General features: G+C 32.2%; 22 protein-coding genes and 1 tRNA gene. 13 read left to right on the top strand and 10 right to left on the bottom strand.

The genetic code is table 11. From position 1 onward, the window contains the following. The first annotated feature begins 4 nt into the window (after positions 1-4). The 6 genes from H6622_10530 to H6622_10505 all read left to right on the top strand — a co-directional run bounded on the left by H6622_10530 (position 5) and on the right by H6622_10505 (position 7,861). Positions 5-1,012, top strand: a complete 1,008-nt coding sequence (locus H6622_10530) for an ABC transporter ATP-binding protein (protein ID MCB9061947.1) — start codon at positions 5-7, stop codon at positions 1,010-1,012. Then, entirely contained in the window at positions 1,005-1,982 is a 978-nt protein-coding gene (locus H6622_10525) for a dipeptide ABC transporter ATP-binding protein (protein MCB9061946.1), read from the top strand. The genes H6622_10530 and H6622_10525 overlap by 8 nt, the downstream gene beginning before the upstream one ends. Positions 1,983-2,051: 69 nt before the next feature. Continuing rightward, positions 2,052-3,149, top strand: coding sequence for a hypothetical protein (locus H6622_10520; protein MCB9061945.1), 1,098 nt, complete (start codon positions 2,052-2,054; stop codon positions 3,147-3,149). Continuing rightward, positions 3,149-5,866, top strand: a complete 2,718-nt coding sequence (locus H6622_10515; GenBank protein ID MCB9061944.1) for a hypothetical protein — start codon at positions 3,149-3,151, stop codon at positions 5,864-5,866. Before H6622_10520 ends, H6622_10515 begins: the two co-directional genes overlap by 1 nt. Before the next feature lie 49 nt (positions 5,867-5,915). Continuing rightward, positions 5,916-5,999 (top strand) — tRNA-Leu (locus H6622_10510). A 62-nt stretch (positions 6,000-6,061) separates the two neighbouring features. Next, the gene (locus tag H6622_10505) at positions 6,062-7,861 is read left to right on the top strand and encodes a hypothetical protein (GenBank protein MCB9061943.1); all 1,800 of its coding nucleotides are present in this window, start codon (positions 6,062-6,064) and stop codon (positions 7,859-7,861) included. Between the two features lie 188 nt (positions 7,862-8,049). Here the strand turns inward: H6622_10505 and H6622_10500 are convergent, their stop codons facing one another. After that, on the bottom strand, positions 8,050-8,382 hold the full coding sequence (locus H6622_10500; GenBank protein ID MCB9061942.1) for a transposase: 333 nt from the start codon (positions 8,380-8,382) through the stop codon (positions 8,050-8,052). Between the two features lie 44 nt (positions 8,383-8,426). On the opposite strand from H6622_10500, the gene H6622_10495 reads away from it, so the two are divergent. Further along, positions 8,427-8,588, top strand: a complete 162-nt coding sequence (locus tag H6622_10495; protein MCB9061941.1) for a hypothetical protein — start codon at positions 8,427-8,429, stop codon at positions 8,586-8,588. 472 nt (positions 8,589-9,060) lie between these two features. Next, entirely contained in the window at positions 9,061-9,393 is a 333-nt protein-coding gene (locus tag H6622_10490) for a hypothetical protein (GenBank protein ID MCB9061940.1), read from the top strand. A 499-nt stretch (positions 9,394-9,892) separates the two neighbouring features. On the opposite strand, the gene H6622_10485 is transcribed toward H6622_10490, so the two are convergent. The 3 genes from H6622_10485 to H6622_10475 form a co-directional block, all read right to left on the bottom strand. Beyond that, a complete protein-coding gene (locus H6622_10485; protein MCB9061939.1) occupies positions 9,893-10,234 on the bottom strand; it encodes a hypothetical protein in 342 nt (113 codons plus the stop codon). 123 nt (positions 10,235-10,357) lie between these two features. After that, on the bottom strand, positions 10,358-10,972 hold the full coding sequence (locus tag H6622_10480) for a hypothetical protein (protein ID MCB9061938.1): 615 nt from the start codon (positions 10,970-10,972) through the stop codon (positions 10,358-10,360). After that, on the bottom strand, positions 10,966-11,901 hold the full coding sequence (locus tag H6622_10475) for an exo-alpha-sialidase (GenBank protein ID MCB9061937.1): 936 nt from the start codon (positions 11,899-11,901) through the stop codon (positions 10,966-10,968). Before H6622_10475 ends, H6622_10480 begins: the two co-directional genes overlap by 7 nt. A gap of 140 nt (positions 11,902-12,041) precedes the next feature. Between H6622_10475 and H6622_10470 the strand changes: the two genes are divergently transcribed. The 4 genes from H6622_10470 to H6622_10455 all read left to right on the top strand — a co-directional run bounded on the left by H6622_10470 (position 12,042) and on the right by H6622_10455 (position 17,560). Continuing rightward, entirely contained in the window at positions 12,042-13,886 is a 1,845-nt protein-coding gene (locus H6622_10470) for a chemotaxis protein CheA (protein ID MCB9061936.1), read from the top strand. 8 nt (positions 13,887-13,894) lie between these two features. Then, positions 13,895-14,413 (top strand): purine-binding chemotaxis protein CheW, encoded by a 519-nt coding sequence (locus H6622_10465; GenBank protein ID MCB9061935.1) that lies wholly within the window; start codon positions 13,895-13,897, stop codon positions 14,411-14,413. 11 nt (positions 14,414-14,424) lie between these two features. Then, a complete protein-coding gene (locus tag H6622_10460; protein ID MCB9061934.1) occupies positions 14,425-16,254 on the top strand; it encodes a response regulator in 1,830 nt (609 codons plus the stop codon). Between the two features lie 235 nt (positions 16,255-16,489). After that, on the top strand, positions 16,490-17,560 hold the full coding sequence (locus H6622_10455; protein ID MCB9061933.1) for a UDP-N-acetylglucosamine--N-acetylmuramyl-(pentapeptide) pyrophosphoryl-undecaprenol N-acetylglucosamine transferase: 1,071 nt from the start codon (positions 16,490-16,492) through the stop codon (positions 17,558-17,560). A gap of 2 nt (positions 17,561-17,562) precedes the next feature. Here the strand turns inward: H6622_10455 and H6622_10450 are convergent, their stop codons facing one another. Both H6622_10450 and typA read right to left on the bottom strand, forming a co-directional pair. Further along, positions 17,563-18,225, bottom strand: a complete 663-nt coding sequence (locus H6622_10450; protein MCB9061932.1) for a response regulator transcription factor — start codon at positions 18,223-18,225, stop codon at positions 17,563-17,565. Between the two features lie 279 nt (positions 18,226-18,504). Continuing rightward, a complete protein-coding gene (gene typA / locus H6622_10445) occupies positions 18,505-20,331 on the bottom strand; it encodes a translational GTPase TypA (GenBank protein MCB9061931.1) in 1,827 nt (608 codons plus the stop codon). An 80-nt stretch (positions 20,332-20,411) separates the two neighbouring features. On the opposite strand from typA, the gene H6622_10440 reads away from it, so the two are divergent. Continuing rightward, positions 20,412-22,262, top strand: a complete 1,851-nt coding sequence (locus tag H6622_10440) for an ABC-F family ATP-binding cassette domain-containing protein (protein MCB9061930.1) — start codon at positions 20,412-20,414, stop codon at positions 22,260-22,262. Here H6622_10440 and H6622_10435 read toward each other — a convergent pair. From H6622_10435 to H6622_10420, 4 genes are all read right to left on the bottom strand, one after another. Beyond that, the gene (locus H6622_10435; protein ID MCB9061929.1) at positions 22,251-23,765 is read right to left on the bottom strand and encodes an ImmA/IrrE family metallo-endopeptidase; all 1,515 of its coding nucleotides are present in this window, start codon (positions 23,763-23,765) and stop codon (positions 22,251-22,253) included. The genes H6622_10440 and H6622_10435 overlap by 12 nt on opposite strands. Before the next feature lie 123 nt (positions 23,766-23,888). Beyond that, a complete protein-coding gene (locus tag H6622_10430; GenBank protein MCB9061928.1) occupies positions 23,889-24,308 on the bottom strand; it encodes a hypothetical protein in 420 nt (139 codons plus the stop codon). 187 nt (positions 24,309-24,495) lie between these two features. Further along, positions 24,496-25,074: a YceI family protein gene (locus H6622_10425; GenBank protein MCB9061927.1), complete on the bottom strand. Its 579-nt coding sequence runs from the start codon at positions 25,072-25,074 to the stop codon at positions 24,496-24,498. Between the two features lie 85 nt (positions 25,075-25,159). Then, complete coding sequence (locus H6622_10420; protein MCB9061926.1) at positions 25,160-26,467, bottom strand: S8 family serine peptidase; 1,308 nt, start codon at positions 26,465-26,467, stop codon at positions 25,160-25,162. Positions 26,468-26,469 lie beyond the last annotated feature (2 nt).

The raw sequence follows: 26,469 nt of genomic DNA, 5'->3' as shown, positions 1-26,469 counted from the left end.
ATATATGGATAAAATTTTAGAGATTAAAGATCTAGAGGTTGAATTTGCTACTGATAAAGGCCCTGTGAAAGCAATTCGAAATGTTAGCTTTGATGTCTATAAAGGAAGAACATTAGGTCTTGTTGGAGAGTCTGGTTCAGGAAAATCAGTAACAGCTTTATCTATTATGGGACTAATTCCAAATCCTCCGGGAAGAGTCACAAAGGGAGAAATTCTTTATAATGGACGAAATCTTTTGGCGTTAAATTCCAAAGAAATGAGGAAAATTAGAGGTAATAAAATTTCAATGATTTTTCAAGAACCAATGACTTCTCTCAATCCTGTCTATACAATAGGCAATCAAATCAATGAAGTCGTTAAATTGCATATTCCTAGTCTTAATAAAAAAGAAAGAATTGAAAAAAGTATAGATATGCTAAAGCTTGTAGGTATTCCGGATCCAGAAAAAAGATATAATGAATATCCTCATCAGATGTCCGGTGGAATGAGACAAAGAATCATGATCGCAATATCTCTTATATGTGGGCCAGATATTCTTATTGCTGATGAACCAACGACCGCTTTAGATGTTACTATTCAGGCACAGATTTTAGAGCTTATGCTTAAACTACAAGAAGAATTTGGCATGGGAATAATTTTTATTACACACGATCTTGGGGTTGTATCAGAGCTATGCCATGACGTCGCTGTTATGTATTGTGGAAAAATAGTGGAAAAAACTAGTTGTAATGATATTTTTAAACATCCTCTTCATCCCTATACTGAAGGCTTAATAAATTCAGTCCCAAGGTTTGATTCAACTACAAATGAAAAAAAAGATCGTTTGATAACAATACCTGGCATCGTCCCATCTCTTTTCAAACTTCCCAAAGGTTGTTCATTTCAAGATAGATGCTCTTATGTGAGTGAAGACTGTAAGGGAGTGAAAGGGTGTCCAGAATTATCTTTAGAACACTCTGGCCATTGGGTAAGTTGTTTTCGGCCATTATTACTGGAGAACAACCATGTCTAAGTCTATTTTAGAAGTAAAAAATCTTTGTAAAAATTATCCAGTGAAAAGTGGAATTTTAAATCGTGTTACAAATCTTGTAAGAGCTGTAAATAATGTTAGTTTTTCACTAAAAAAAGGAGAGACTCTTGGCCTCGTAGGAGAATCTGGCTGTGGTAAATCTACTTTGGGCCGTTGTTTAATGCGATTGACAGAACCTACGAGTGGAGAGGTTTTGCTAAATGGTGAAAATATTCTCGAATATAATCATAAACAAATGCAAAAAATTAGAAAAAAAATGCAGATTATATTTCAAGATCCATACGCTTCTCTAAATCCTAGAATGACTGTTTATAATATTTTAAGTGAACCTATGGATTTACATAAAGAACACATGGATAAAATAGATCGTAAAAAAAGACTTTATGAACTATTAGATCAAGTTCAACTTCCCGTAGATACTTTAAATAAATATCCTCACGAGTTTTCTGGTGGGCAAAGACAAAGAATATGTATTGCTAGGGCACTTGCAGTCAATCCAGAAATAATAATATGTGACGAGCCAGTATCTGCTTTAGATGTCTCTGTGCAAGCACAAGTCGTAAATATTTTGATGGATTTACAAAAAGATCTTGGTCTATCTTATATTTTTATAGCTCATGATCTAAAAGTAGTTGAGTACATATCTACTGAAGTAGCAGTCATGTACTTAGGAAAAGTTGTTGAGAAGGCCAGTCCCAAAGAATTATATGGACATTCACACCATCCATATACTAAAGCATTATTCTCGGCCATGCCACATCTAAATACAGATTCAACAAAGCATAGAATTATTTTGAACGGTGATTTGCCCTCTCCTCTTAGTCCACCCAATGGTTGTCACTTTCATCCGAGATGCTGGAAATCAAATGAAGAGTGTCTCATGCGATATCCTGAGAGCAAAAAACTGAGTGAAACACATAGTTTTAGTTGTTTTCATCCTATTTCAGAGTAAAAAAAAACCTTATTTTTCCGATATGTACGAGTGTTGTGGAGATTTTTTTGAATTAGTACAGGAAAATATATGGAAGATAAAGATGGCCGTGGAAGCTTTCTTCTGGAAGAAGAAGTTGCTACTACTAGCGAAAGTACATATCATGGAAAAAAATTTTTAAATTTTCAAGTTCTTAATTTTAAAGAACTTGAAAAAACTATTGTTTCTGTAGGAAATATCTATTGGCTAAAAAAAGTTGGTACACCCTTAATGATTTTGAAGGCCGGCGATCCAATTGAACAATCATTTCTAAATAAGTATGCAAAACTTTCATCCCAACTTGGAATTGAATATATTAAAAATGGTGAAGTTATTGCAAATGGTGAAGTTTGTTTAATGATGCTTCAGAAGGCCAGGAATTATAATGAAGTATTAATGGCCAGATCAAAATATCTAAGTTGGTTTTATGAGCATTTTTGGATGGGAAAGAAGAAATGTGGCCTACTAGACTTGGGAATAATTTTTTCAAGAACTTTTTACAAGTTTGATAGTGAAATGACAAACCATCTTATTGATAACTCATTCGATTTTTTTAAAAGATCTATCATTGTCGCTCCCTTTATTGTTACTTTCGCCATGGCCCTAGGTTATACAGATTTCAATTTTTTGAATGATATTTATAAACTTGCATTTTTTATGAATTATAATGTCGAAGAAAAAGGTATTGGTTTTAACACAATCAAAGCGATGGAAAGAGAAAGACAAAAATCAGGAACCGGAGTGTCTTTACTTTTTATTGGAGAAAATCCTGGGCCAGAACTGGATCTATTTTTAAAGTCTCCACTTGAAAGAACAAAGAAAATTTATGAAAAATTTTCTCATCTTTTTAATTCACCAGATGTGATAAATCTAATTAAAAGGGTTAATGAAAAAGTAGATAGTAAGGGATTTCCATTTTCCTTTTCAGAGATTAATTTAACTGACCTTGAAATGACAATTATTTTATTTAATAATTTATTCACTTTCACTAATATCACTCTAGAACAAGACGATGGAACTGGTATTTTAAAGAAGTTATTGTTTACGAATCCAGTTGAGAATATTTCTGAAATTTTGTCTCAAAGAATTCAATATATGATTTCACATATTTTCTCTGAAATTGGACGAAATAGTGAGAGGGCAAGTTGATGAATGAAAAAAATCTTGTCTTAAATTTGGCCGGTAAAATTTCAGAAAAACTAGAATCTGTAATAAAAGAAGCTCATTTTGAAATTGTTCCCTATCTTCAGGAAAGTCAAAAAAAACGGGTCAAAGCGATTATTGTACGGAATTATCAAAAAAGTTATAGTCAATTAAACACAAGCTTTGATGTACTTCTCAAAGAAATACCAATAATTTCTCTAAGTGAAATTCAAGACAAGATTGATTTTTTTAGTTATGGTGGAGCTTCATATTTTCCAGAATCCTATATGGAAAGTAAAATAGTTCAACATCTGATAAAAAGAATATTTGACAAAAAAGGAAGCTATTTTCTTGAAACATATTTTGAAAAAGATTTAGATATTTTTAAAACAATCAAAATTGATGGACATTTAAATATTGGTTTAAAAACAGATATTGTTATTCAAGATGCGAGTGAAGGAAATTTTAATCCTATACAAATTCGAAACTATCTATCTTCTGTCCTTAATTTCTTTTTTTATTTAAAACAGGCGAAAAAAGCAATTTATCCATTGTCTTTAGATTTCGGATATAATTCGAATACATTCGTTGTGCAAGTGCATACTTCTATTTTAAATTTTATCTCAGAAGAAATTTGGAAGTCATTTTCACAACATTCATTTTTAAACCCTTATATTGGACTTCTACAGAATTGTTTTCAAAATTCACATATAATGGATATGCATTTTCTTAAGAAAAATGAAAAATTGGTCATTACTTCAGCATGGTTATCTGCTGATATATTGAAATCAGAAGATTCATTTAATTCTCTAAATGTCAGAAATATTAATACATTTGAGATGGGAAAGGAAACTTGGATTAATTTTATTGGTCAACCAGGAATTGCTTTAAATACCAAAAGAGAACAAATCATTGAAAAACTTGAAAGTAAGAATGTTCCAGGAGGTTTATCTGAGTTAATTCTTACTCCAAAATCATGGTTTGTTAAACATCCAATAGATCTTAAAAAAACAATAGGATTTATTAATAAAAAAAGAGAAACAGAAAGTTTTCCAAAAGAAGCTAAGGCCCTAAACTTAAAGGATATTATAACTTATCTTAAAAAATACCCAGGACAAGATCTAATAAAAAAACTAAAGGCGCAAGATTACGACATACTTCTCAAATGTTTTTGGACAGATGATCTTTATACAAGTATTGATAAAATAATTTCTGAGCATTTAACGGAAGTAAGTGGTAATAAAGAAATTAGAAGTCAATTAGTAGAAGAATTCATTAATCGTTTTCTGAATGCAGATATGCAGGAAGTTCAAGGAATTTTAATGAATACAGAAGAATCTAGTAGCATCACCTTAAGTGGACAAAATTTTCTTGATGATTACAAAGTTATTGAAGGTGTAACTCAAAATATAAGTGAAGAAAATATTTTAGTGAAAGGAAATGTTCCTGAAATTAATTTAGAAAATCTTGTGGAGAAATTCAAAAATCTAAAAGTAAAAATTAGTGAAGAAAAAATTGAAGATCTAGATACCGTGATAAATAGTGCGAAAAAATTGCTTATGGAAAATTTCGATTTAGATGAAGCACAAGCAAAAAAGTTCACGAGTAAATATTTAGACAATGCTTCTGATGAACTAATTGAAAGAAGATATAATAATAAATTACGTGAAATATTTGAAGAAGAAGAATTGAATGAAGGGCGATTAATTAAAGAAATTGAACTTAAAAATATTCAAGTAGAAAATCTTTCTAAAAAAATTGATGCACTTAAAGTTGAAATTTTAAGCTTAAAGAAAGCAAATACAGTATTTAATTGTTCGTTAACAGATCAGGATAGATATGAATTGATAGACTTTAAAAATGAAGCACATGAATTAAGAAAGGAAATAGAAAGTCGGAACCTCGCTATGCAGAGAGTTAAACAACGGTTTTCAGAGATTGTGGAAAGTAAAAACCAAATAATAATTTCATTAGATGAACAAGTAAAAAATTATTCTCTGCAACTAGAAAATAAAAACATTAATAGCGATAAATTTGTACACGTACAACAAAGCGAAGGTTTAAGAACTCTTGTTGATAGTGCGAATGAGAAAATGGCCATTATGTCTAATGAAATTAGTGATCTCAAAAATGTTGAATTTGGACTCCAGAAATTTGAAGATAATTCATTTAGAGAGACACTATTATCTGCAGAGAAAAATTTGGATAATCTGAAATTGGAGAAATTGGAATTACAAAGTACTGTAGAAGAGCTAACTAAAAATTTAGAATCTTTGAAAAATTCACAAGAAAAAGTTGAAGAGTTAATGATGGAAAACCATGAATTAAAATCAAAAATGGAAGAGGCCATCAAAAAAGGTGCTATTACTCAAAATCAAGATGGATTAAAAGAGGCCTTAGAAAAGGCCAATGTTAGAATAGGTGAACTTGAACACAAAATAAAAGTATATGAGGCGGCCCAAAGGACCTTGGGCTTTGGTGCTGACATGGGATCATCTACATCAAAGGGCGGCGATAAAAAGGAAATATCTCAGTTACAACTTAAATTAAGGCAGCTTGAAGAGCTCAATAATAATCTTTCAAAAGCTTCAAAAAGGACCTTAGCAAATTTGACTGAAACTAAAGTTGAGTCAGGTAAGCTTAAGGCAGAAAATAATTCAATGCGAAATAAGATTGAACTTCTTGAAAAACAAGTCGCATTATATAAGAAAAAGGCCTCTTAGTTCTTGTCAATAGATTGCAAATTATGTAAAAAGGTGACTCATTTTAAGCGCCCAGGTGGTGAAATTGGTATACACGCTAGACTTAGGATCTAGTGCCATTGGCGTGGAGGTTCAAGTCCTCTCCTGGGCACCATTAATCTATTCTGATTACTAGTTTTATAATCAAGATATTTTTTTAAAAACCGAAAATTTTTTATGAAATTTAGTACTCTATCTATTGTTTTAATATTTGTTACTCTATATTCTTTTAACTCCAAAGCTGAAACTCATATTTGTTATTTTTCATTAAATAATGAAAAAGAGTACCAATCAATGCGCAAATTTATTGGAAAGCTCACCCCCTATTCGAGCGAAAAAATTACTGTTTCTGAATATCAATTTGAGGGAAGTAACCCAAATGATTCATTTGAAAAACTCGTAAACTCAGGTGTTAGATGTGATGGATTGGTTATCAGTGGTCATCACACAGGTAGTTTTGGTGGAAAAAGAGGAAATGGACAACTTGAATTAGATTTTCTCGAAAGTCTTTCATGTAACTCAAAGTATAGAAAATGGTTTGAGAATATTAGTGCTCTTTGGCTTCAAGGTTGCCGAACACTTGGATCAAGTGAGATTGTTGACCCGGCAAGCCTAAGAGATGGTGAGTCTATTGCTGATTCAAATATGGAAAGAGTTACCAATGCACTAGAAGAAGATAATTTAGATCAAAATAGCGTCGCCCTTAATTTAGAATTCTCAGCAACAATGGATCAAGATAACCCGCTTTCCAGTCGCTATTTAAGAATTTTCCCCAACTCAACCGTTTTTGGCTGGAGCAAGAGTGCTCCTGGAGCAAAATCAAAAAGTGAAAATTCTATTCCCTATCATATAGCTCATATAACAAGATTAACTAATGATAATAATAAGTATTTCATGGATCCGATTAAGGGTGATTTGACCGTAGAAGTTGCAGTAAAATATTCAAATTCACTTTTAGATCTATTAAATCGAAATAAGTCCAGTGCTAAAAAATGCTTGTATAGTGTAGGTATCGAACAAACAGCAATTGATGCTTGGCTTGATCATGGACAGGGCAGAGAAGTTAATCTACCATTTAGCTTTAACAATCCAGACTTAATGGGATTTCCTTCTCTTGCAGAAGCTGGAAATCCATTACTTGAAAAAGCCAGAACATTAAATTGCCTATTAAAAGATAATACTCTTAATGATACAGATTTTACTTTAATTATTGATTCAATTTTGAGTGATGAAAGACTCATTGGATATAACTTCAGCTCTCTTTGGGCAAAATTACAACAGTATCAACAATCTTCTCATTTAAAATTCAAAAAATTTGCAACGAAGTTAAAAGAGTCAACTCTTCTTAACCAATTTGTTTTTAAAAAGATAATGTCTAATCGACTTGGGATTTTACGCAAAATTGATTATTACGCATTCTACAAAGCAATTTATGGAGATATATCATCATTTATTGATGAAAAAATAAGAGATGCCGGAAGAAAAATGCTTTTAAAGCTCGTAAAATTTAGTGATCATAATAGACTAGATTTTCAAAGAACTTTAATGATGTCTTTAACAAAGAATGACATTTTTATAAAAGATGATTATCAAGATATTGTTAAAAACTCTATTTCTCCACTTCAAAATACTCTAGTTGCATTTGCACTTAATGATTCTAAAATTTCTACTGATGACAAGTTATCTGTTTTAAATAATATTATTAAAAATCCAATAAGTAATGCACTTACATTGGAGCATGTCACAAAATCTATTAATAAACTCGAAATTCAAAATGAAAACACCATTCAAACCTATAATTTAATATTAGACTCATCAAAAACACATACAGGAACCTATTATGTAATAATTAGCAGTCTATTAAAAAATAAAAATAAATTATATAAATATTCATCTTATCAAGACTTATTAAAAAGAATTAAAAATTCTAAAATCTACCAAGAAAATGAATATTTTTTTAAAGACTTGAACTTTTAATTGAAGAAATGTTATCGCCTCATGATTTATATCAAAGTTTAATAATAGCTATTTCAGTTTCTTTTATTAAGTTCGAGACTTCCTCTAGCATGTGACTAATTGAGCATTAATCATAACGTAAAATCAATATCTTGCTCGATTATTTCCATTACGCTAGTTCGATAATCGACCACTATTGGGCACCATTATTAATAATCTATTAAGATTCTGATTCTTCCCGATTCATGGTGGGCAAACGGCTCAACTACAGACACACAAGAGACGTAACCGATGTTCTTATATTCGTAAGCTCTTCTTCTTGCAAAGGAAGCTTTATTATTAAATCCCTCCGGCCGAGCATTTATGAGCCTTTTTCTAAAATAATTAAGAACTTCATGCCTCCAATGTTGCAATATGTCGCCAAGCCTTTTTACCTCTTTGGTGTTCGATTTTTTAAACCTTTCAATCATCTTATCTATCGCGACACGTGCTTTTTTGTATCCTTTTATTCTATAAAAACAATGAAGTGCTCGTGAATCAATAAAATTAACTCATTGCATCAATGCTAAGTGTGAGGAATTTTCAAATGCAATTTTTGGGGAGTATTCCAGTAAAATTCACTCATGATTTGACAATACTAGGGGCCTTTCGAGGCCCCATCTTCAAACCTGGTCTTCTAGACCAGGTGAGTGACTTTTACATTGAGAATGATGTGGCCATAAGTTTCAAAACAGATCTTAAAAATTAAAAAATTTTCGTCTTTGCCTATAATATGGGATAGCGTAATAATTAACGTATGCCATATTAAGGATAAGGTGTGAAAAATCAAATTCAAATATTACTAAAAAGGATTGATGGCAATAAAGATTTATCAAGAGAATAGACAGCGAAAACGGAAATAAAATAATGACCGATAATAAAACAACATCCATGGAGAAAATGTCCAATTGGTGAGCATTGGGACTAAAATTATGGAAGACTATAATGAGAAACCAATACCTTGCTCAATTATTTCCGTCACACTGGTTCGATAATCGACCACTAGTGGGCCAAGATTTTTGGATGTCTCTTATCCATTCAAGATGTGATACACTGTGCTTTATAAGTTATTTAAAAGATCTGTTTTACTTAGAGAATCCGGGAGGATGTGAGAGTATTTGATTTTTAAAACATTTGTATTCTGGACATTCGCATAAGTACTCGATTAGTATTACTCCAAGATGCAGAAGATTCACAAAGTTACAGAAATTAATGAAACCGTAATTTATGGATGGAAAACTTCCTGTGTCGAAAAAATTTTAAGTTCTCCTCATTTTGAAGAAAATCTTCTTTTAGCTTTTGAAAATGGCCTCTATGATACTCCTGCCCATCCCAAGATTAACCCACGGGAAATGATATATGCCCTGACTATTCAAAAAAACATTAGTTCTTTTACTCTGAAAGAAGTTAAGACAATAACTCGGAATTGGATAGAAATGAAATCTTCAACTTCGACAGATAATATTCTGCCATTTTACTATATCGAGCTTGATTATATTCTTTCTGAATTTTAGTCTCGCGCCCGATTTAATTTGTCTTTTTGCTCCTAAACATTTTAAGGAATTATTAATACTCCTGGAGATCCTTTTACTTATGCCAAGAATCCTTGCTTTACCTTCGGTTGAGATATACTTAGTTTGAAATCTTTTCATTGGATGCAAAATTATATAAAAGGTAAAAATTTTTATCTTTGGTTATTTTCATTTTTTGAAATTTTTGTGAAGAAAATGATTTTATTTGTATTCTTTTTTAGAACGAGTATGGCCTGTGAGGAGTTTAGGAGAGAGTGATTTGAGTGCAAAACTGATCGTAATTGTGAGCTTATCAAAGGTTCTTGTGAGAGGCTTACAGGTATAAAAAAATCTTATAAGGAAAAGGTACACACTTTTATGAGTGTGTATCTACAAAGATGAGATGTCCTGATCCTTCGCGAATGAAAAAAGAAATGAATTTGATACCATTATGCAAAAAAATTAAGTGTATTAAGATTGAAGGGCCATATAATCTTGATTCCTATCCTCCTTTTACGATCTTGCATCTCCCATCTTGAATGATGATTCTAATAATATTTTCTCGAACTTTGGTTTTATCAGAGATTTTTTTTGCCTCTTTAATTTGCACAAATGGAACTCCTGTCACATCAATTCCTGCGAGTGCTCTTATTTTGGGAGAATCGGATCTTGCAAAAAATTTTCCATTTTCATCATAGAGAGTAAGACGGTCTTTATACGCGATATTGAGTTTGTCCATGCAGGGCCAATAGATTTCTTTTAGGACCCTATCATTACTTGCACAAGAAAAAAGAGAAATTAGAGGAAAACTAATATATAAAAATTTATATATAATTGAATTCATAAAATATCTCCATTGTTATTTCTATATAGATTTCTTAAATTCTAATGTTATTCTATAAGTCTTTACAAACAACTGGCAAGTACCTGTCTATTTGATGTCCATCAGAATTTACTTTTAAGAGAATTATAATTTGATGGCATCTTCGTAGGACATATAAGGGAAACATTTTAAAGAACTTACTTTTGAACAATTAAAAACTCTAATGCCTCTATCTTTTAAAGTGGGTGCAATTTTTTCAAAACATCTAATCATTTTAGGATATTCAGTGGTGTCATGTTTTAATGAGCTGTAGTCTTGCCCAAAAAAATGAGTTTTATTTTCAGTGTTTTTAAGATCGAGTCCTAAAAAATAAATTTCTTTAATTCCCATATAGATAGCAATTTGTAAGGCAAAATAGCTAACTGTATATCCTGAATATATACCTTCTGCCAAGTCCCAACTAAAACCTTCCGAGCCTAAAAGTTTTAAACCTAGACCCATTGATCTTCCTTCGATTGTAAATAATTGTCTTTGCGAAGAGAATTCATTTGGATATTGTTCTATAAGCCTTTCATCCATGACACAATGATAGTAGGCCTTTTCATATTTTAAGAAAGAACGATTTAGTCCAAAACATATTCTTCTTTCCATCGCACTCAAATCTAAGTCTTCTAAGCTAGGCCCTGAAGATATGATAAAAGCATGTTTTATTGTATGAATATTTTTGAATTTTGTGATGTCATTTCCATTGATTAGCATAATAACTCATGTTCATCATAAATAGCATGTTTGATCATTTTTCGGTTAAAGGTATAAGAAATATGAATCTGTCCATTAGATGTTTGAAGTAGACATGGGTATGACATTTCATTACCTGTAGTATCTATTTCATTAATAATGTTAAAATTTTCACCCAAATTGTTTGAAAGTGCGATATTTATGGGGTTTCTTTTATGTTGTTCTGTATGGTTATTTGACACAATAATCTTACCGCTGCGAGATTTTAAAGCTGCAATACCGCTTAATGGACAATATAAGTTCGTTTTTTGGGGTTCTTCCCAAGTTTTTGCGTTGTCATATGAAACTGCTCGAAAAACAAAACGAGGATCATCAGTTGCTCTTAAATAAATTTGAAATTGATTCTTATCAACCTGCAAAAGGTCGCCTTGTATTAAACCATCACCAATTCTTGAAACTTCATTCCACTGAGTAAAGGGAAATTCAGATTCAAAAATTATTGTAGTTTTAGTTTTTTCATCATAGGCAGGAATAAGAAAAGATCTTTTTCCAAACGAAACAGGAGAATGTCTAATCATCATCCCTTGAGGAGTATTAACTTTCTGAGGCGGGGACCATGTATTTTCTAGTAATGTCGTTTTGAAAATTTGAGCTGAATCCCAATAAGTTCCTTCTAATCTGACAAAGAAGAGATGAACTTGCTTTTCCTGATCTAAAAAGAGAACTGGGTTACCCAATGACCTACTAGAAAAGTCGTCTAGAATTTTTCTAGGGTTGTTCCATTTATTTCTCGTAATATCAAGTGTGTTTAAGGATAAAGATCCATCTATATGCTCTTCAGTTTTATAAGAATACCATACTAAAACAATCTCATTTCCTCGTTCAACCATTGTCGAACCGTGAACATGATTACCGACTCCAGGGGGGTTGTATATAGAAAAATCAATCATATAAAAGTCATTTTTTAAGTTGATTAAGCACTACACTAATATGGTACATTAAAACCATTCAAATATATATATTTATCTAAAAAAATCTATATTAATCCCGATAAATATCTGACCTTATACCTTAATCAGGATATGTAAACATGAGTGATTTCGAGAAACAACTCAAGATGGATTTTTTAGATGAGGCCAAAGATAATATTCAAGGCATGGAAGATATGTTATTGGCACTCGAATCAGATAAGAATAATCAAGAGCATATTAACGAACTATTTAGACTTGCTCACAATATCAAAGGAACATCAAGAGCAGTTGGGTATGGTTTTATTTCTGAGTTTGTTCATGAAATTGAAAATCTTATACTTCAATTTAAAGAGGGAAGAATTCACATTAATGATTTTTGTATACAATTATTATTAGAATGTAATGATGTAATAAACAATTTTTTAGTTGAGTTAAGGTCAAATCCTGATGCTTCATTTGATTTTTCATCTCTTGCAAATAGAGTTAAAGATGCTATTACGAGAGGACTTAACGGAGAACTTGATAGTGAAAGTAAAAGTGTCAAAGAAGAAGTCTCAACTCCAAATGCTTCTCAATTTGAGGATGATTCATTTGATACAAATGTATTTAGCGAGGTGACTCAAAATCCTATTCCAATAAAAACAACTAATGAAGTTCCAAACCTGAAAGACACACCTACAATTGAATCAACTGAGCTTTCATTTGAATTTAGCAAAACAGAAGATAATTCAAAAAGTAAAGACCAACCAAAATCTAAAAAAAATGAAGATGATAGTATTAGAGTAAGTCTTGAGAGAGTCGAAAAATTGAATAACTTTGTTGGAGAACTTGTCATTCTTCAAACCGTTTTAGAACAAAGAAAGTATGTTGGAATCGAAGATGAATTAGCTATAAAATCAATTTCACAATTAGGGAAATTATCTAAAGAGATACAAGAAATATCCATGAGTTTAAGAATGACACCAATTAAGTCCACAATGCATAAACTTAATAGAATTGTGAGAGATACTTCTAAAAGCTTAGGAAAGGATGTTGATTTAAAACTTGTTGGTGAAGAAACTGAAGTTGATAAAACAGTATTAGAACACCTTTCTGATCCGCTCGTACATATTGTAAGAAATGCTTTAGATCACGGGTTAGAACTACCAGATGAGAGAAGAGCTATTGGAAAAAGAAGTGTTGGAATGATTGAAATTAGATCATTTCACGAAGGCAATAATTTAATTATTGAAATTAAAGATGATGGAAAAGGGATAGATCCTGAAAATGTAAAAAGGAAAGCAATTGAGAGAAATATTATTGCTCCAAATGCTGAACTTAGTGATTATGAAATCATCCAATTAATTTTCGCTCCAGGTTTTTCTACAAAGGAACAGGTTTCAGAAGTTTCCGGGCGTGGCGTTGGAATGGATGTTGTAAAGACGAATATTGAAAGACTCTCTGGACTTGTTGATGTAGAAACAGATGTAGGACAAGGAAGTTTGTTCAGAATTACATTACCATTAACTACCGCAATTATTGATGGAATGGTTGTTCAAGTTGGAAAAGAAAAATTTATTGTTCCAATTTCTCAAGTCAGTGAATCATTAAAACCACAAAATGAGGCCATTACTTATGTAAGTGGAATAGGCAATTGTTTAAATCTAAGGGGGGATGTTTATCCATTGATGAGTCTCTCTCAGGCCTTAAATTTAGGGAATAGTGAAAAGAAATTAGATGAACAAATTGCAATTATTGTAAATTCTCCACATGTTAAATTCGGAGTTGTTGTAGATGATGTACTCCATCAACAACAAGTTGTTATTAAGAAAATTGGGCCAGAGATAAAAGTTTCAAAAGGATTTATGGGAAGTTCCATTCTTGGAGATGGAAAGCCGGCTTTTATCTTAGAATTAAATGAAATGTTTAGTAATTTGAATTCAGTTAAAAATCTATCAGATGTTTTTAATAAAAGAGTAGCATAGGTAACAACATGGAAAAAAATATAAGTAATGACTCTCAAAAAGAAAATGATGATAAAAACGATAAAGCCATTTCAAATCAAGCTTCAAATGTAGATTCACATTATATGGAATTTTCTCTCGGAGAAGAAAATTATGCAATTCCTCTCCTAAAGGTAAGAGAAGTTATTTCAACACCAGATACCACATTGATTCCGAATTCTCCTTCTTATTTCGTAGGGATTATGAACTTGCGTGGACAAGTGATAACAGTTGTCGACCTACGTAAAAAAATGGGAATAAACTCTGAATGCAAACATAAAGAAGAGGCCGTGATCATTGTTGATATCCATGGGATCAATCTAGGTATTGTGGTTGATTCAATTAATAAAGTTTTAGAAGTTGATATGACTAAGTTAAGTGATATTTCAGGTTTGAAAGGAAAAATAAATACTGACTATTTTATTGGATCAGCTAGGTTCGATGGAGTCCTTGTGACTTTATTAGATCTTGAAAAAGTTTTTACTTCATCTAGGGCATTCGCGGCCTGAAAGGATAATTTGTGAGTACTGCAAAAAAACTAACAACAATAGATGTTATTAAAAAGATTGCGATCCATATAGGACGGATTTCAGGAAACGTACTTAAAGACAAACAATTTCCGATGATTGAAAGTCGTCTGAAAAAAAGAATAATAGAATTAGGGTTGAAAGATTATGATGAATATTATAGTTTTTATACTAAACATGAAGTAACAGAAACAAACGCTCTAATCAGCCTATTAACCACACATCATACTTTCTTTTTTCGTGAATTTTTACAATTTGAAGTTCTAGAACAAAGACTCAAGAAAATAATTCAAAATGCAAAAGATCAGGGCCGTAACAAGATAATGATCTGGTCTGCGGCCTGTAGTAAAGGACAAGAAGTTTATACTCTGGCCCTCTTTTTAGAATATCACATGAAAAAAATCGCACCTATGATGGACTATGAAATTTGGGGTAGCGATATAGATGACGAATCAGTCAAATTTGGAATGAATGGTGTTTATTTAAAAACGGACATAGATGCAGTACCTGCTCAGTATCTTGGAGACCATTTTGCCAAAGGAAAAGGTGACATTGCTCATTTTGTAAAAGTAAAAGACCATATTAGAAACCAATGCAAATTTTTCACAAATAATTTGATGAAATTTGCACCTAATTTAAATGGTGTAAAATTTGATATCATCTTCTGTAGAAATGTATTTATTTATTTTAAAATGGATGATGTAAAATCTATCACTCAAAAATTTCAAGAACATTTATTCCCTTCGGGATACATTTTTACAGGGGTTTCCGAGTCACTGAGTACATTAGAGTTAAATTTAAAGCCTATTGGCCCTTCAATTTATCAATATAATACTGATGAAAAACCACATGAAATTTCTATCCCACAAGTGGCCTCATTTGCGAAAAAGGCCCCACGGCCCAAAATTCGTGTTTTAAGTGTAGATGATTCGAGAAGTGTTATTAAAATTTTGGAGCATGTTTTTAAATCTGATAATAGATTTGAATTTTTAGGTAGCGCTGAAAATGGAATCGAAGCTCATAAAAAAATTGCTGAACTTAAACCAGATATTGTAACCCTGGATATTCATATGCCAGAGATGAATGGTGTTAATTATTTAGAAAAATATTTTAATTCATCGCATCCTCCTGTTGTTATGATTTCTTCTGTCTCTAGGGATGATCAAGATCTTGCCCTGAAATCGTTAAGACTTGGTGCAAGTGACTTTGTTCACAAGCCTTCAATGGAAAACTTTGAAATGAGCTCTGAAGAAATATTAAATAAGGTATATGTTGCATTCAAAAATAGTGAAACAAAAGTTGTCACAGATTATGATCAAGAAAATGCACACCATCTCATTATAAAAGATACTGATAAGTATTTAAGAGTTGGAATTTGTAATATTTCAGATGCACCTAAAATTGTGAGAATGCTTGATGAAATTAAGTCTATGAAACAGCCGGCTACAATTCTATTATTTTCTGGAAATGATCATATATTAGAAACATTTACAAAAGAGTTTAAAGATAAAACTCCAACACCAGTTGAGTATATAGAAACATTACCATCTAAATTGAATGAAAGTACGGTTTACATTGCTCCATTTGAGAAGTTATCACAAGAAGTTAAAATTCGCTTTATTACTAAGAAAGTTGCCGTACTTATATTTGGTACATGTACAAAAACCGTTCTAGACAAATTTGCAAATAACAGAAATTACAATATTCTTTGTGAAGATCTTGATGTTAATAAGGGTAAGCATAAGGAAGTTAATGACTACATGCCTGCAACGAGTTTTGCTTATGTAAGTACCAACTATTTTTATGAAGATGAAAACAAGTAATAAACTTCACATAAAAAAATAATAGTTATTTTCATTTTCAAAAATAATGCAATAACATTTGAGTCCTAAACTTTAGATATGGGAAAGTCTCTCAATCATACATAACAATTGATTAGATATAAGTTAGATGTGTTGCTGTTATTGCATCTCGTAATTAGTTAAAACAAACTTAATACTTCTCAAACGTTAATTTCTGTTTAAAATGGCATATGTTCTTTAAAAGGGGAGTGATTGATTGAAAATTGTTGTGTTCACTGGAGGTGGAAGTGGTGGCCATGTAATTCCTGCCGTTTCAGTTATTAATAAAATCAGAGGTAAATTTGAATCAATCCACTATATAGGTGGGCAAAAAACAATTGAAAAAGAAATTATCTGCGAAATAGATGATGTCAATTATCACTCCATTTCAACCGGAAAGCTTAGAAGATATTTATCTTTTGAAAATGTAAAAGACTTTTTAAAATTTTTAATGGGGATTGTTCAATCTTTTTTTATTTTACTGAAACTAAGATTAAAGGGAAAATTTATACTCTTTTCAACAGGTGGATATGTTTCTTTACCTCCTGTAATTGCAGCAAAGCTTCTTGGACAAAAAGTTTATATCCATGAACAAACAAGTAGAGTGGGTCTAGCAAACAAAATAGCTTCCTATTTTTCAGATAAAATTTTTATTAGTTTTAAAGAGTCAGCAAAATATTTTCCAAAGAATAAAACTTACTATTCTGGATATCCTGTGAGGGATGAATGTTTTAACCAAAGTACATCAGAATTGACTTTATTAGAAGAGAATGTAAATGGCCTGCCAGTTTTATTTGTTACAGGTGGAGGAAATGGTGCCGTGAAAATTAATGATTTTATTATAAGTCATATAGAAAAATTATCAGATCAATTCTTTATCATACATCAAGTTGGGAAGTTAGATTACCCACGTATTTCTACACTTTCTAAGAAATACGCAAATTATAAAGTCATCGACTTCATCTCTCAAGGGATGATTGATCTTTATAAAAAAGCTGATGTCATAATTTCCAGGGCCGGAGCGGGTACAGTATGTGAATTGTTGGCCCTAAAGAGACCAAGTATTTTTATTCCTCTTAAAATAGCACAGAAAAATGAACAATTTTATAATGCTAAAGAAGCAGTAGAAAAATTGGGATCAGTAATTATTGAAGAAGATGAATTAGATTCGAAAGATATAATGTTCGAAATAGATAAAATTATTAATTTAAAACAAGCAAAACCCACTGCTGAATCAGACTTTAATTCAGCAGAATATTTAGGCCTAGAGCTGACAAGTGCAAAATAAAATTAGATCCTTAAGATATAGCCTCGAGATTTAATTGTTTTCAAATTTTCTGAAAATGGGCGCAGTTTCTTTCTTAAATTTGACAAGTGAGTATCAATATTTTGGTTTTGAACATGTACATCAGGCCAGATGAGTTTTGTAATATATTTTCTTGAGAAGATTTTATTGGGATTCTTCGAAAAAAGGTGAATTAATTTATACTCAATTGGTGTAAGTTGGATTTTCTTGTCATTGATTTCAGCAAGCTGCATTTCACAGTGTAATTTAAAATTATCTATAGCTATAATCTTAGATTCTGTTCTTAATTTTTGGCCCTGTTTAATTTTATTTTCAATCCTAGCAACCAGCTCTTTAAGTGAAACAGGCTTTACAATGAAATCTACTGCTCCTAAATTAAGACCTTTTACAAGAGATTCCTCTGAAGGGTCCCCTGATAGAAAAATTACTGGTAATTCAGGAAAACTATTCTTAAATTTTTCAAACAAGTCAAAACCATTAATTGAAGGCATATGAATATCAAGTAAAACTAAATCTGTTTCATTGTTATTTAGATACTCAACTAAGTGTAAAGGCTCTTGGATGAGCTCAAGCTCAAACCGACCGTTTAGAAGCTCACTGTAAAGATCAAGATTTTCTTTCACGTCGTCCACGATGGTAATATGCATCATAGGGCCTCCAGTACAGAGTTAACTTTCCTTAACTCTTTAAATAAAATTATTAACTTCTGTGTATTATCTTAAGACCGATGAAAAACATCAATAGATTTATTTAAGGTTTGAAATAATCTTAAGTTAAGACTCTTAACATGCTAAAAAAGCATTGGAGAAAAGTATGAAAATTTGTTCATATTTAGTAAATAAAATTACTTTTTACGACAAAGCAAATATTTGAGGCAGTTTTGTTCAGAAAACCTCAAATATTCAAATAAATTTCTTTGGCCAAACTTAGCTTTTACTTGAGCGTATGACGGACCTTTTAGTCGTATCCAATTCTTTTTTTCGAATTCGAATTGTCTCGGGCGTAACTTCTACCCACTCATCATTATCTATCCAATCCATGGCCCACTCTAAGTTTCTAGGGGGAATTGGTGGAAGAATAATGTTTTGATCTTTTCCGGCCGTGCGGACAGAGGAGAGATGTTTTTCTCTGACAACATTGACGTTGATATCATTTGTTTTTGTACTCTCTCCAACAACCATTCCGGAATACACCTGCTCACCTGGTTTAATAAACTGTCTACCTCGGTCTAAAAGATTAAAAAGAGCGTAGGCCGTAGTTTTTCCATCTCTATCTGCGATGATAGCGCCATTTTGTCGGGCCAACATATCTCCAGCGTAGGGGCGATATCCTATGAATTGAGAAGACATTATTCCCTCTCCACGAGTATCTGTCAGAAAAATTGAACGATAACCTATAAGACCACGAGATGGGATTTCAAATTCAACTCTACTTCTTGCTTCACCTAAAGGTTGAAGTTGCATCATAATTCCCTTTCTTTGTGAAAGCTTTTCGGTAACAGCACCTACTGAATCACTTGGAGTATCAATCACAACATGTTCATAAGGTTCTGTTTTTTTCCCATCCTCTTCTTGCATAAGAACCATTGGTCGTCCAACCATGAGCTCATATCCTTGTCTTCGGATTTCTTCAAAAACAATGGCCAATTGCAGTTCACCTCTTCCCATAAGTTTATAGACTTTTGGGTCTTCCGTTGCCTCATATTTAAGGGCAACATTGTGATGGCAGGCATCTATAAGATATTCTTCTAATTTTCTTGATGTTAAATATTCACCTTCTCTTCCTGAAAGTGGAGAAGTGTTCACAGAAACAAAAACAGAAACAGTAGGTGGTTCAACGGAAATGCGTGGAAGTGGTGCTGGATTCTCTTTGGCACAAACAGAGTCTCCGATTTTTGCATTTTCTGCTCCTGATAAAATGATAATTTCACCAGCTGTTGCGCTATCACATTCTGAAATTTGTAAACCATCATAAACTTGGATGGCCGTTACTTTGAAGTTTTTACTTTTCTCTTCCCCTACAAGAGTTACTTGTTCATTCTTGCTCACTTTTCCTCGGGTGATTTTACCAACAATCTGCTGACCTAGGTAAGTTGAATAAGTTAGATTCGTAACAAGTAGTTGAAGTCCTCCTTCTAACTGAACCTTAGGTGATGGAAAATAATCTGATATCATTAGATCCAATATACAATTTAAATTATCAGATTGAATTTCCATATCTGTTGTGGCCCAACCTTCTTTTGCTGAGGCGTAGAGAAAAGGAATGTCAAAATCAAATTCATCATTTTCTGTATGGGTTGCGAGTTCTAATAAGAGATCTTCCGCTTCGCTTTTAACTTCTTCTATCCTTTGATCAGGTCTATCAACTTTGTTAATAACCACTGCGACTTTAATTCTTGCTTCCATTGCTTTTTGTAATACAAATCGAGTTTGAGGAAGAGGGCCTTCGGCGGCGTCAACTAAAAGGATAACACCATCAACCATATTGAGAGATCTTTCAACCTCTCCACCAAAATCCGCGTGCCCAGGAGTGTCGAGTAGATTGATTTTATGATCTTTCCATTTTAGCGCGCAGTTCTTGGCGGTAATTGTAATTCCACGTTCTTTTTCAATATCTCCAGAGTCCATAACTCTTTCTTCAATATGCTCTCTCTCATTTAAAGTTTCTGATTGTTTGAGTAGTCCGTCTACTAGTGTTGTTTTCCCGTGGTCAACGTGGGCCACGATGGCGATGTTTTTTAGCTTAGTCGTCATATAAATTCCTGTAAAGTTTTGCTATAACCTTACACAAAGCTACGTGATGAGTCATCATATTAATAGAGGGGTTGCAGCGCGTGATCAAAGTATTCGATTTAACAAAGAGTTTTGGTAAGCAGGAATTATTTAGTCAAGTCAGTTTTTTATTAAACTCAGGTGAGCGAGTTGGACTTGTAGGAAGAAATGGAACAGGTAAATCTACTTTGTTTAAAATAATTGCCGGAGAAATGACCCCAGATGAAGGTGAAGTTGTTATTCCTAAAAATTATAAAATAGGTATTCTTAAACAACATATCAATTTCAATCGAGCAACAGTATTGCAAGAATGTGTTGATTCACTTCCTGAAGATCAAAAATACGATCAATATAAAGTAGAAAAAATCTTACTTGGATTAGGTTTAGACAATGATGATATTTTAAAAAATCCTTACGATTTATCGGGGGGACTACAACTACGAGTTTCTCTTGCAAAGGTATTGCTGCAAGCTCCAAACCTTTTACTTTTAGATGAACCGACAAACTATCTAGATATTTTAGGAATTAGATGGTTAGAAAATTTCTTAAAAAAATATCCAGGTGAAATGATAATTATCACCCATGATAGAACATTTATGGACGCTGTTATTACACACACCATGGGTATTAAAAGAGGACTTGTAAAAAAAATCAAAGGAGATACCGAAAAATATTATGAGCAAATTACTCAAGAAGAAATTATACATGAACAAACAAGACTAAATTTAGAACGCAAAAAAAAACATCTTGAAGATTTTATCACTCGTTTCAAAGCTAAGGCCTCTAAAGCAACTCAAGCAAAATCAAAACAAAAAAAATTAGATAAATTGGGAGCACTTGAAAAACTTTCCATAGAGAAAAATTTTGGACCTTGTTTTCAATATACTCCTTGTCCTAGTAAATATATCCTTGAGGTTAAAGATCTCTTTTTTTCTTATCCTAATGGGCCAGAGCTTCTAGGAGGTCTATCCTTTTCCCTCAAGACTGATGATTGTTTAGCAATAATAGGCCCAAATGGGAAAGGAAAATCCACTTTATTAAATTTACTTGCAAATAATATAAGTCCAAATACTGGTGAAATTAATTTTCATTCTAAAGTGCAACAAGGCTTCTTTGGACAGACAAATATTGAACGATTATTTCAAGACAACTCAATTATTCAAGAAATTCAAAATGCAAATAGTGATCTTTCCATCTCACAAGTAAGGTCAATTTGTGGGCATTTGATGTTTGAAGGGGATTTAGCAGAAAAAAAAATATCAGTACTTTCAGGAGGGGAGAGAAGTCGTGTGTTGCTTGGTAAAATTTTGGCCTATAAGACAAATATGCTCCTTATGGATGAGCCAACAAACCACTTGGATATAGAATCAGTTCAGTCTTTAATTAATCAGTTAGAGATTTATGAAGGTGCTGTACTCTTAGTTTCTCACGATGAAAAAATGATTAGATCCTTAGCAACAAAGCTTATCGTTTTTCAAGATAATAGAGTTGAATTTTTTGATGGAGATTATGACCACTTCTTAGAAAAAATTGGTTGGATAGAACCAGAAAGTGAGGATAAAAAGTCAAAAAACAGCAATAAGAAATCAAAAAAGGAAATCAAATACCTCCGAGAAGAAATTATTTCCCAACGATCAAAAGAGTTAAACCCACTCAAAAAAAGGGTAGAGAAATTAGAAGAACATATTTTTGAATATGAAGATGATATCAAATCATTAGAACTTCTCTTAATGGATAGTTCTTTGGCCAGAAATCCTGGAAAAATTTCTGAAATAGCTAAAGATCTAGGACAGAAAAAAAAGAAACTAGAAGAGTTTTACGAAGAATTTGAAGAAAAAAGTGTACTACTAGAAGATAGAGAAAAGTTTTTTGAAAATCAATTAAATGATTTATGCCAAATATCAGTTGGATAAAGATTTAATTTCTTTTATTAGATCTTTTACAGCATTATCTTTACATTCAACTTGAGTGATCTTTTCATAAATAGTCGGTGGCGCTACTCTTTCATCACAATCAGTTAATGGACATCGTTCACAAGTTTTAGAAACATCTTTAGTTATTATTCTAGGGTCTTTGTGAAATTTAATAATTTCACGGGCCCTTTCATTTAACTCAATCCCCAGAGTAATACATGTATTTGGCAAATGTGGTTTTTTAGGGCCTCTGGCCACAGAAAAACACATAAACTCTTTTCCCGATTCAAGCATTTTTGATTTTTGAATTCCCAATTTATAATCTGTCAGAGCATCATCTTCACAAAAACTATCTAATAAAGAAACAGTAATCCATCTTCTGCAATAATGTTCATTTAAGCGAATTCCTTGTGGACCGTGTGGCCCATTAAGATGAATTTCATTTGTAATTTTAAATCTTCTAATTCCTTTAAAAACATCAGAGGTTTGAAACTTTAAATAAAAAAGTCTATCAATCCCAAATTGTTTAGGTAGAACTTGAATGAGTCTATTAAAAAAAGTTTCAGGGCCTATGTTTAGTTCTTTTAAAATTTCTTCGATGGAAGAAGTTGAGAAAGTTTGATTATCAAAAAATTTCTGCATAATTTCAATGAATACTTCTTCGTTCAATAGAAGTGCAGCTGCAAAATAATTTGATTTAAAATCATTTAAAACATCTCGGAATGTATTTTTAACTCCATCAACCCTTGTCTCTGAAACTTCTTCTCTTAGATTTAAAGCACAAAAGGCAAACTCTTTGATGATAGTGAACAGTTTTTGTGTCTCAAGAAGTTCTTTATTGATAAAAAGAATAGGGCCTCTATCAAAAGTGTAAATTGATCTTAAAGTTTGCAACAGAGGATGTTTGCCAGGGGTCGCAAAGACAATTTTATATTTATATTCCTCTATAAGAATCTTTTCAATTTTCTCAATTGTAATCGGGCCTTTTTCTGGTAGATTGTATCTAATTCTTGCTTGGGCCACCGCTAATTCTACATCTTCAAAACTACCATTGTGGGCCTCAATAAATGAACGAAGAGCTGCCCTGTGAATTTCTTCCGGGTTCATGTCGTAGTTTCTGGCCAAGGAAAGCATCATTAAGATAAAGGATGAAAATTTATCAGGTGCATCCGACATAAGTTCATAGAGATCATATTGGTCTATTCCAAACATCTCAAGGGGCAAATTTTTATAAAAATCACTTTCAAGAAAATCTAGTATAGGGCGTAATTTTTTGTCTAACTGTGCAGATACAAGATTATCGAAAGATACCTCAAGAGATTTTGCTAACGAGATTAACTTTTCAACTTTAGGGTATTTCTTACCTTTTTCAATTTCATTAATATAAGACTGTGACAGACCTGATAATGTAGAGAGACCTTTTAGAGAGAGCCCCTTTGCATCCCGGAGTTGCTTGATTTTTAGTCCTAAAATAAATCTAATTGCATCTTTATTTGCTGCCATGGATTGTCTACTTACCCATAAATAAGAACTTTAGCAAGTGTGAACGAAAATTCAATATGTTGTATGGTTATTTTTACACTCACAGCGAATTTTTTTATTGTAAACAATATTTGGATAGAGTTTTTAAGCGCAGACTTTATCTAGCTTTCCAAACCACTCTCTTTCGAGTTCATCAAGTTTACTCTCATCAATTGTAACTTTGTGGCCTTTTTTTGAGCTGATGACATAGTCAATTATAGTTGCACAAACTGGCTCACCATCAACCAGAAAACAAGATTCACTTTTCGATAATCCTCTAATTGGATATCGCATACTTTGATATGCATTCACAGTGTTTTCCCATTCTCCAACAGTGGTTTCAGTTTCGTTTAATCCTTTTCTTTTCATTATGAGTTTTCTGCTTTCTTCAAGTGCTCGGTGTGCTTTAGCAATTGTTTCAATAATTTCATTATCAAAAATAGATACAACTTGCTCACCCCAAATCCCTTCAACCCAAATGTTTCTTTTTAAATCTTTTCCATCATCATGTATTAGTGGAACCATGCTTTTTCTCCATGCCATTCGTTTCACACACTCATCATATCGGATATTTTATTTAGAAGTCAACGAAAATTCGCTATGGAAGATTTTTCACAGAAAAACAAGCTTAGTTGCCTAAATATCTGAAAAATAATAAATAAATTATCGCGTTAAGTGATGCCTAGTATTTAGTTGGTACTGTATTGGGACATTAATGTTGGTTTTTAGCTATCAGTGTGACATCAAGCTCCACATCATCCTTGATAAGTTTATCACCCAAACTTTTGAAAAAATTTCCGGAATTATATTTTATTCCATACTTTGTCCTATCAAAGATAAGCTTGGCCTTAAAAGTTGCTAATTTATCACCGATAGATTTTATTGTTAAAAATTCGATAGACTGAGTTTTTCCTTTGATGGTTAGGTCTGCCTGTATTTTAAGATTTTCACCCTTGTCTTCTATCTTCTTTAAAATAATTTGGGAGTATGGATATTTGCTAGTCGAAAAAAAATCTTCGCTCTTTAAATGGGTCAGAAGTTTTTGATTGTATTTTACATCAGTTAAATCTTCACATGTTATTGTATTCATATCTACAACAATTTTGCTATTTATTGGTCGATTCTTTTGAATAATGACATAACCTTCTTTGATTTTTACATGGCCCCAATGTTGACCAGAAAGTTTTTTTCCAGTCCATTTTATCTTTGAGGCCTCAATATCAATTTTCCAATTACTACAAAACCCTTCAGTGCAACAGATAAGATAAATCACACAACATAGAAATTTCATAATTTCTCCAAATTAAAATGATGTTCTATAAATTGATTTTAAACAATTTTTTTAGCGTATCAATTGTATAATTTTTTCTTAATAATTAATGAGCTTCTAAAAGGGATAGAGCTTTATAAACATTGATATGGCCTGGAGCATTTGCCTTATCTCTGAAAGGGATTCGAATATCAACACTCTTCATAAGAACCTCTTTGATTTCATTTAGAGAAATATCTGGATATATTGACCATATTAACGCAACAACTCCACTCACAAATGGAGCGGCCATTGAGGTCCCTGATAATCCACGATAGCTGTTTCTTGGAGAAGTCGAATAGATGGCCATTCCTGGTGCAAACAAATCAACACTTATCTGACCAAAATTTGAAAAATAGGCAGGTTCTCCTTTATTTTGACTTGCACCAATTGTAAAAATATTTTGGTTTTTCATAGAAGCTGGAAAAATTGGATTTTTATCAATATCACGCCCGTTGTTTCCTGCAGCTACGACAACTAAAGTTCCATAATTTTTACCAATATAATCTATCGTTTCACTAAGAGATTTACCAAGAGAGACACTGTTTTTTCCAAACGAACAGTTAATTACTTTCGCTCCATTTCTCGCAGCATAAAGTAATGCTTCTATAACATCTGAATCTTTTTCGTCTCCTCGAGATGGAACAGTTTTGATGGCCATAATTTTAACTCTTGGAGCGACCCCTGGAATACCTGTTCTATTATTTTGTACTGCACCTATTGTTCCGGCCACGTGGGTACCATGGTAATGAGCATCCATTGGATCACTGGATGCCTTGTCATCTGCATCTCTATTTAGGGTATCTATTCCATAAATGTCATCCACATAACCATTCCCATCATCGTCAATATTATTGTCTGGAATTTCATTATGATTAATCCACATATTCGCCTTGAGGTCATCATGATTATAATCAACCCCCGTATCAACAACAGCAACGATGATATCTTTTTGAGGAGTGACTAATCCATTGAGATAAGCAAGATTTAAATCAGTCCCAAATTCTGTGGAATTGTAAAAGCTCCACAAACGGCCAGCATACTCATCATTAAAAAAACTTTGATTAAAGATACTTAAATTTTTTTTATTCTTAATTGGCGTAGGTATGCCAAAATCTCTCTTGCGTTTTAAATCGATTTCAGCAAATTCTATTTTTTCAGATTTACTGAGTCTTTCAACAAATAAATTTGGATCAATATTTGACTCTAATTTTATTGATATCAAATTGTCAAAATAAGTAGTCGCCTTGCCTAAGTCGAATTCTTCTAAAAATTTAGAGACATCTATTCCTGGTTTTAGTTTGATTAGAATTTTTTGAGATTCTGTTGCATGTAATTTAAAAGACAGAAATAGTGCTAGTAATATAAACTTCATGA

Source organism: Halobacteriovoraceae bacterium (assembly GCA_020635115.1).
GTDB lineage: Bacteria > Bdellovibrionota > Bacteriovoracia > Bacteriovoracales > Bacteriovoracaceae > JACKAK01.
Note: the sequence above shows the minus strand (reverse complement) of the source record. Positions and strands in the feature narration are given on the sequence as shown.

Excerpts from the sequence above, each read along its gene's own strand:
- H6622_10515 (MCB9061944.1), top strand. The coding sequence starts at position 3,149 with ATGAATGAAAAAAATCTTGTCTTAAATTTGGCCGGTAAAATTTCAGAA.
- H6622_10465 (MCB9061935.1), top strand. The coding sequence starts at position 13,895 with ATGGAAAAAAATATAAGTAATGACTCTCAAAAAGAAAATGATGATAAA.
- H6622_10530 (MCB9061947.1), top strand. The coding sequence starts at position 5 with ATGGATAAAATTTTAGAGATTAAAGATCTAGAGGTTGAATTTGCTACT.
- H6622_10430 (MCB9061928.1), bottom strand. The coding sequence starts at position 24,308 with ATGGTTCCACTAATACATGATGATGGAAAAGATTTAAAAAGAAACATT.
- H6622_10480 (MCB9061938.1), bottom strand. The coding sequence starts at position 10,972 with ATGCTAATCAATGGAAATGACATCACAAAATTCAAAAATATTCATACA.
- H6622_10475 (MCB9061937.1), bottom strand. The coding sequence starts at position 11,901 with ATGATTGATTTTTCTATATACAACCCCCCTGGAGTCGGTAATCATGTT.
- H6622_10450 (MCB9061932.1), bottom strand. The coding sequence starts at position 18,225 with ATGCATATTACCATCGTGGACGACGTGAAAGAAAATCTTGATCTTTAC.
- H6622_10435 (MCB9061929.1), bottom strand. The coding sequence starts at position 23,765 with ATGGCAGCAAATAAAGATGCAATTAGATTTATTTTAGGACTAAAAATC.
- H6622_10525 (MCB9061946.1), top strand. The coding sequence starts at position 1,005 with ATGTCTAAGTCTATTTTAGAAGTAAAAAATCTTTGTAAAAATTATCCA.
- H6622_10470 (MCB9061936.1), top strand. The coding sequence starts at position 12,042 with ATGAGTGATTTCGAGAAACAACTCAAGATGGATTTTTTAGATGAGGCC.
- H6622_10425 (MCB9061927.1), bottom strand. The coding sequence starts at position 25,074 with ATGAAATTTCTATGTTGTGTGATTTATCTTATCTGTTGCACTGAAGGG.
- H6622_10495 (MCB9061941.1), top strand. The coding sequence starts at position 8,427 with ATGCAATTTTTGGGGAGTATTCCAGTAAAATTCACTCATGATTTGACA.
- H6622_10490 (MCB9061940.1), top strand. The coding sequence starts at position 9,061 with ATGCAGAAGATTCACAAAGTTACAGAAATTAATGAAACCGTAATTTAT.
- typA (MCB9061931.1), bottom strand. The coding sequence starts at position 20,331 with ATGACGACTAAGCTAAAAAACATCGCCATCGTGGCCCACGTTGACCAC.
- H6622_10485 (MCB9061939.1), bottom strand. The coding sequence starts at position 10,234 with ATGAATTCAATTATATATAAATTTTTATATATTAGTTTTCCTCTAATT.
- H6622_10505 (MCB9061943.1), top strand. The coding sequence starts at position 6,062 with ATGAAATTTAGTACTCTATCTATTGTTTTAATATTTGTTACTCTATAT.
- H6622_10420 (MCB9061926.1), bottom strand. The coding sequence starts at position 26,467 with ATGAAGTTTATATTACTAGCACTATTTCTGTCTTTTAAATTACATGCA.
- H6622_10520 (MCB9061945.1), top strand. The coding sequence starts at position 2,052 with ATGGAAGATAAAGATGGCCGTGGAAGCTTTCTTCTGGAAGAAGAAGTT.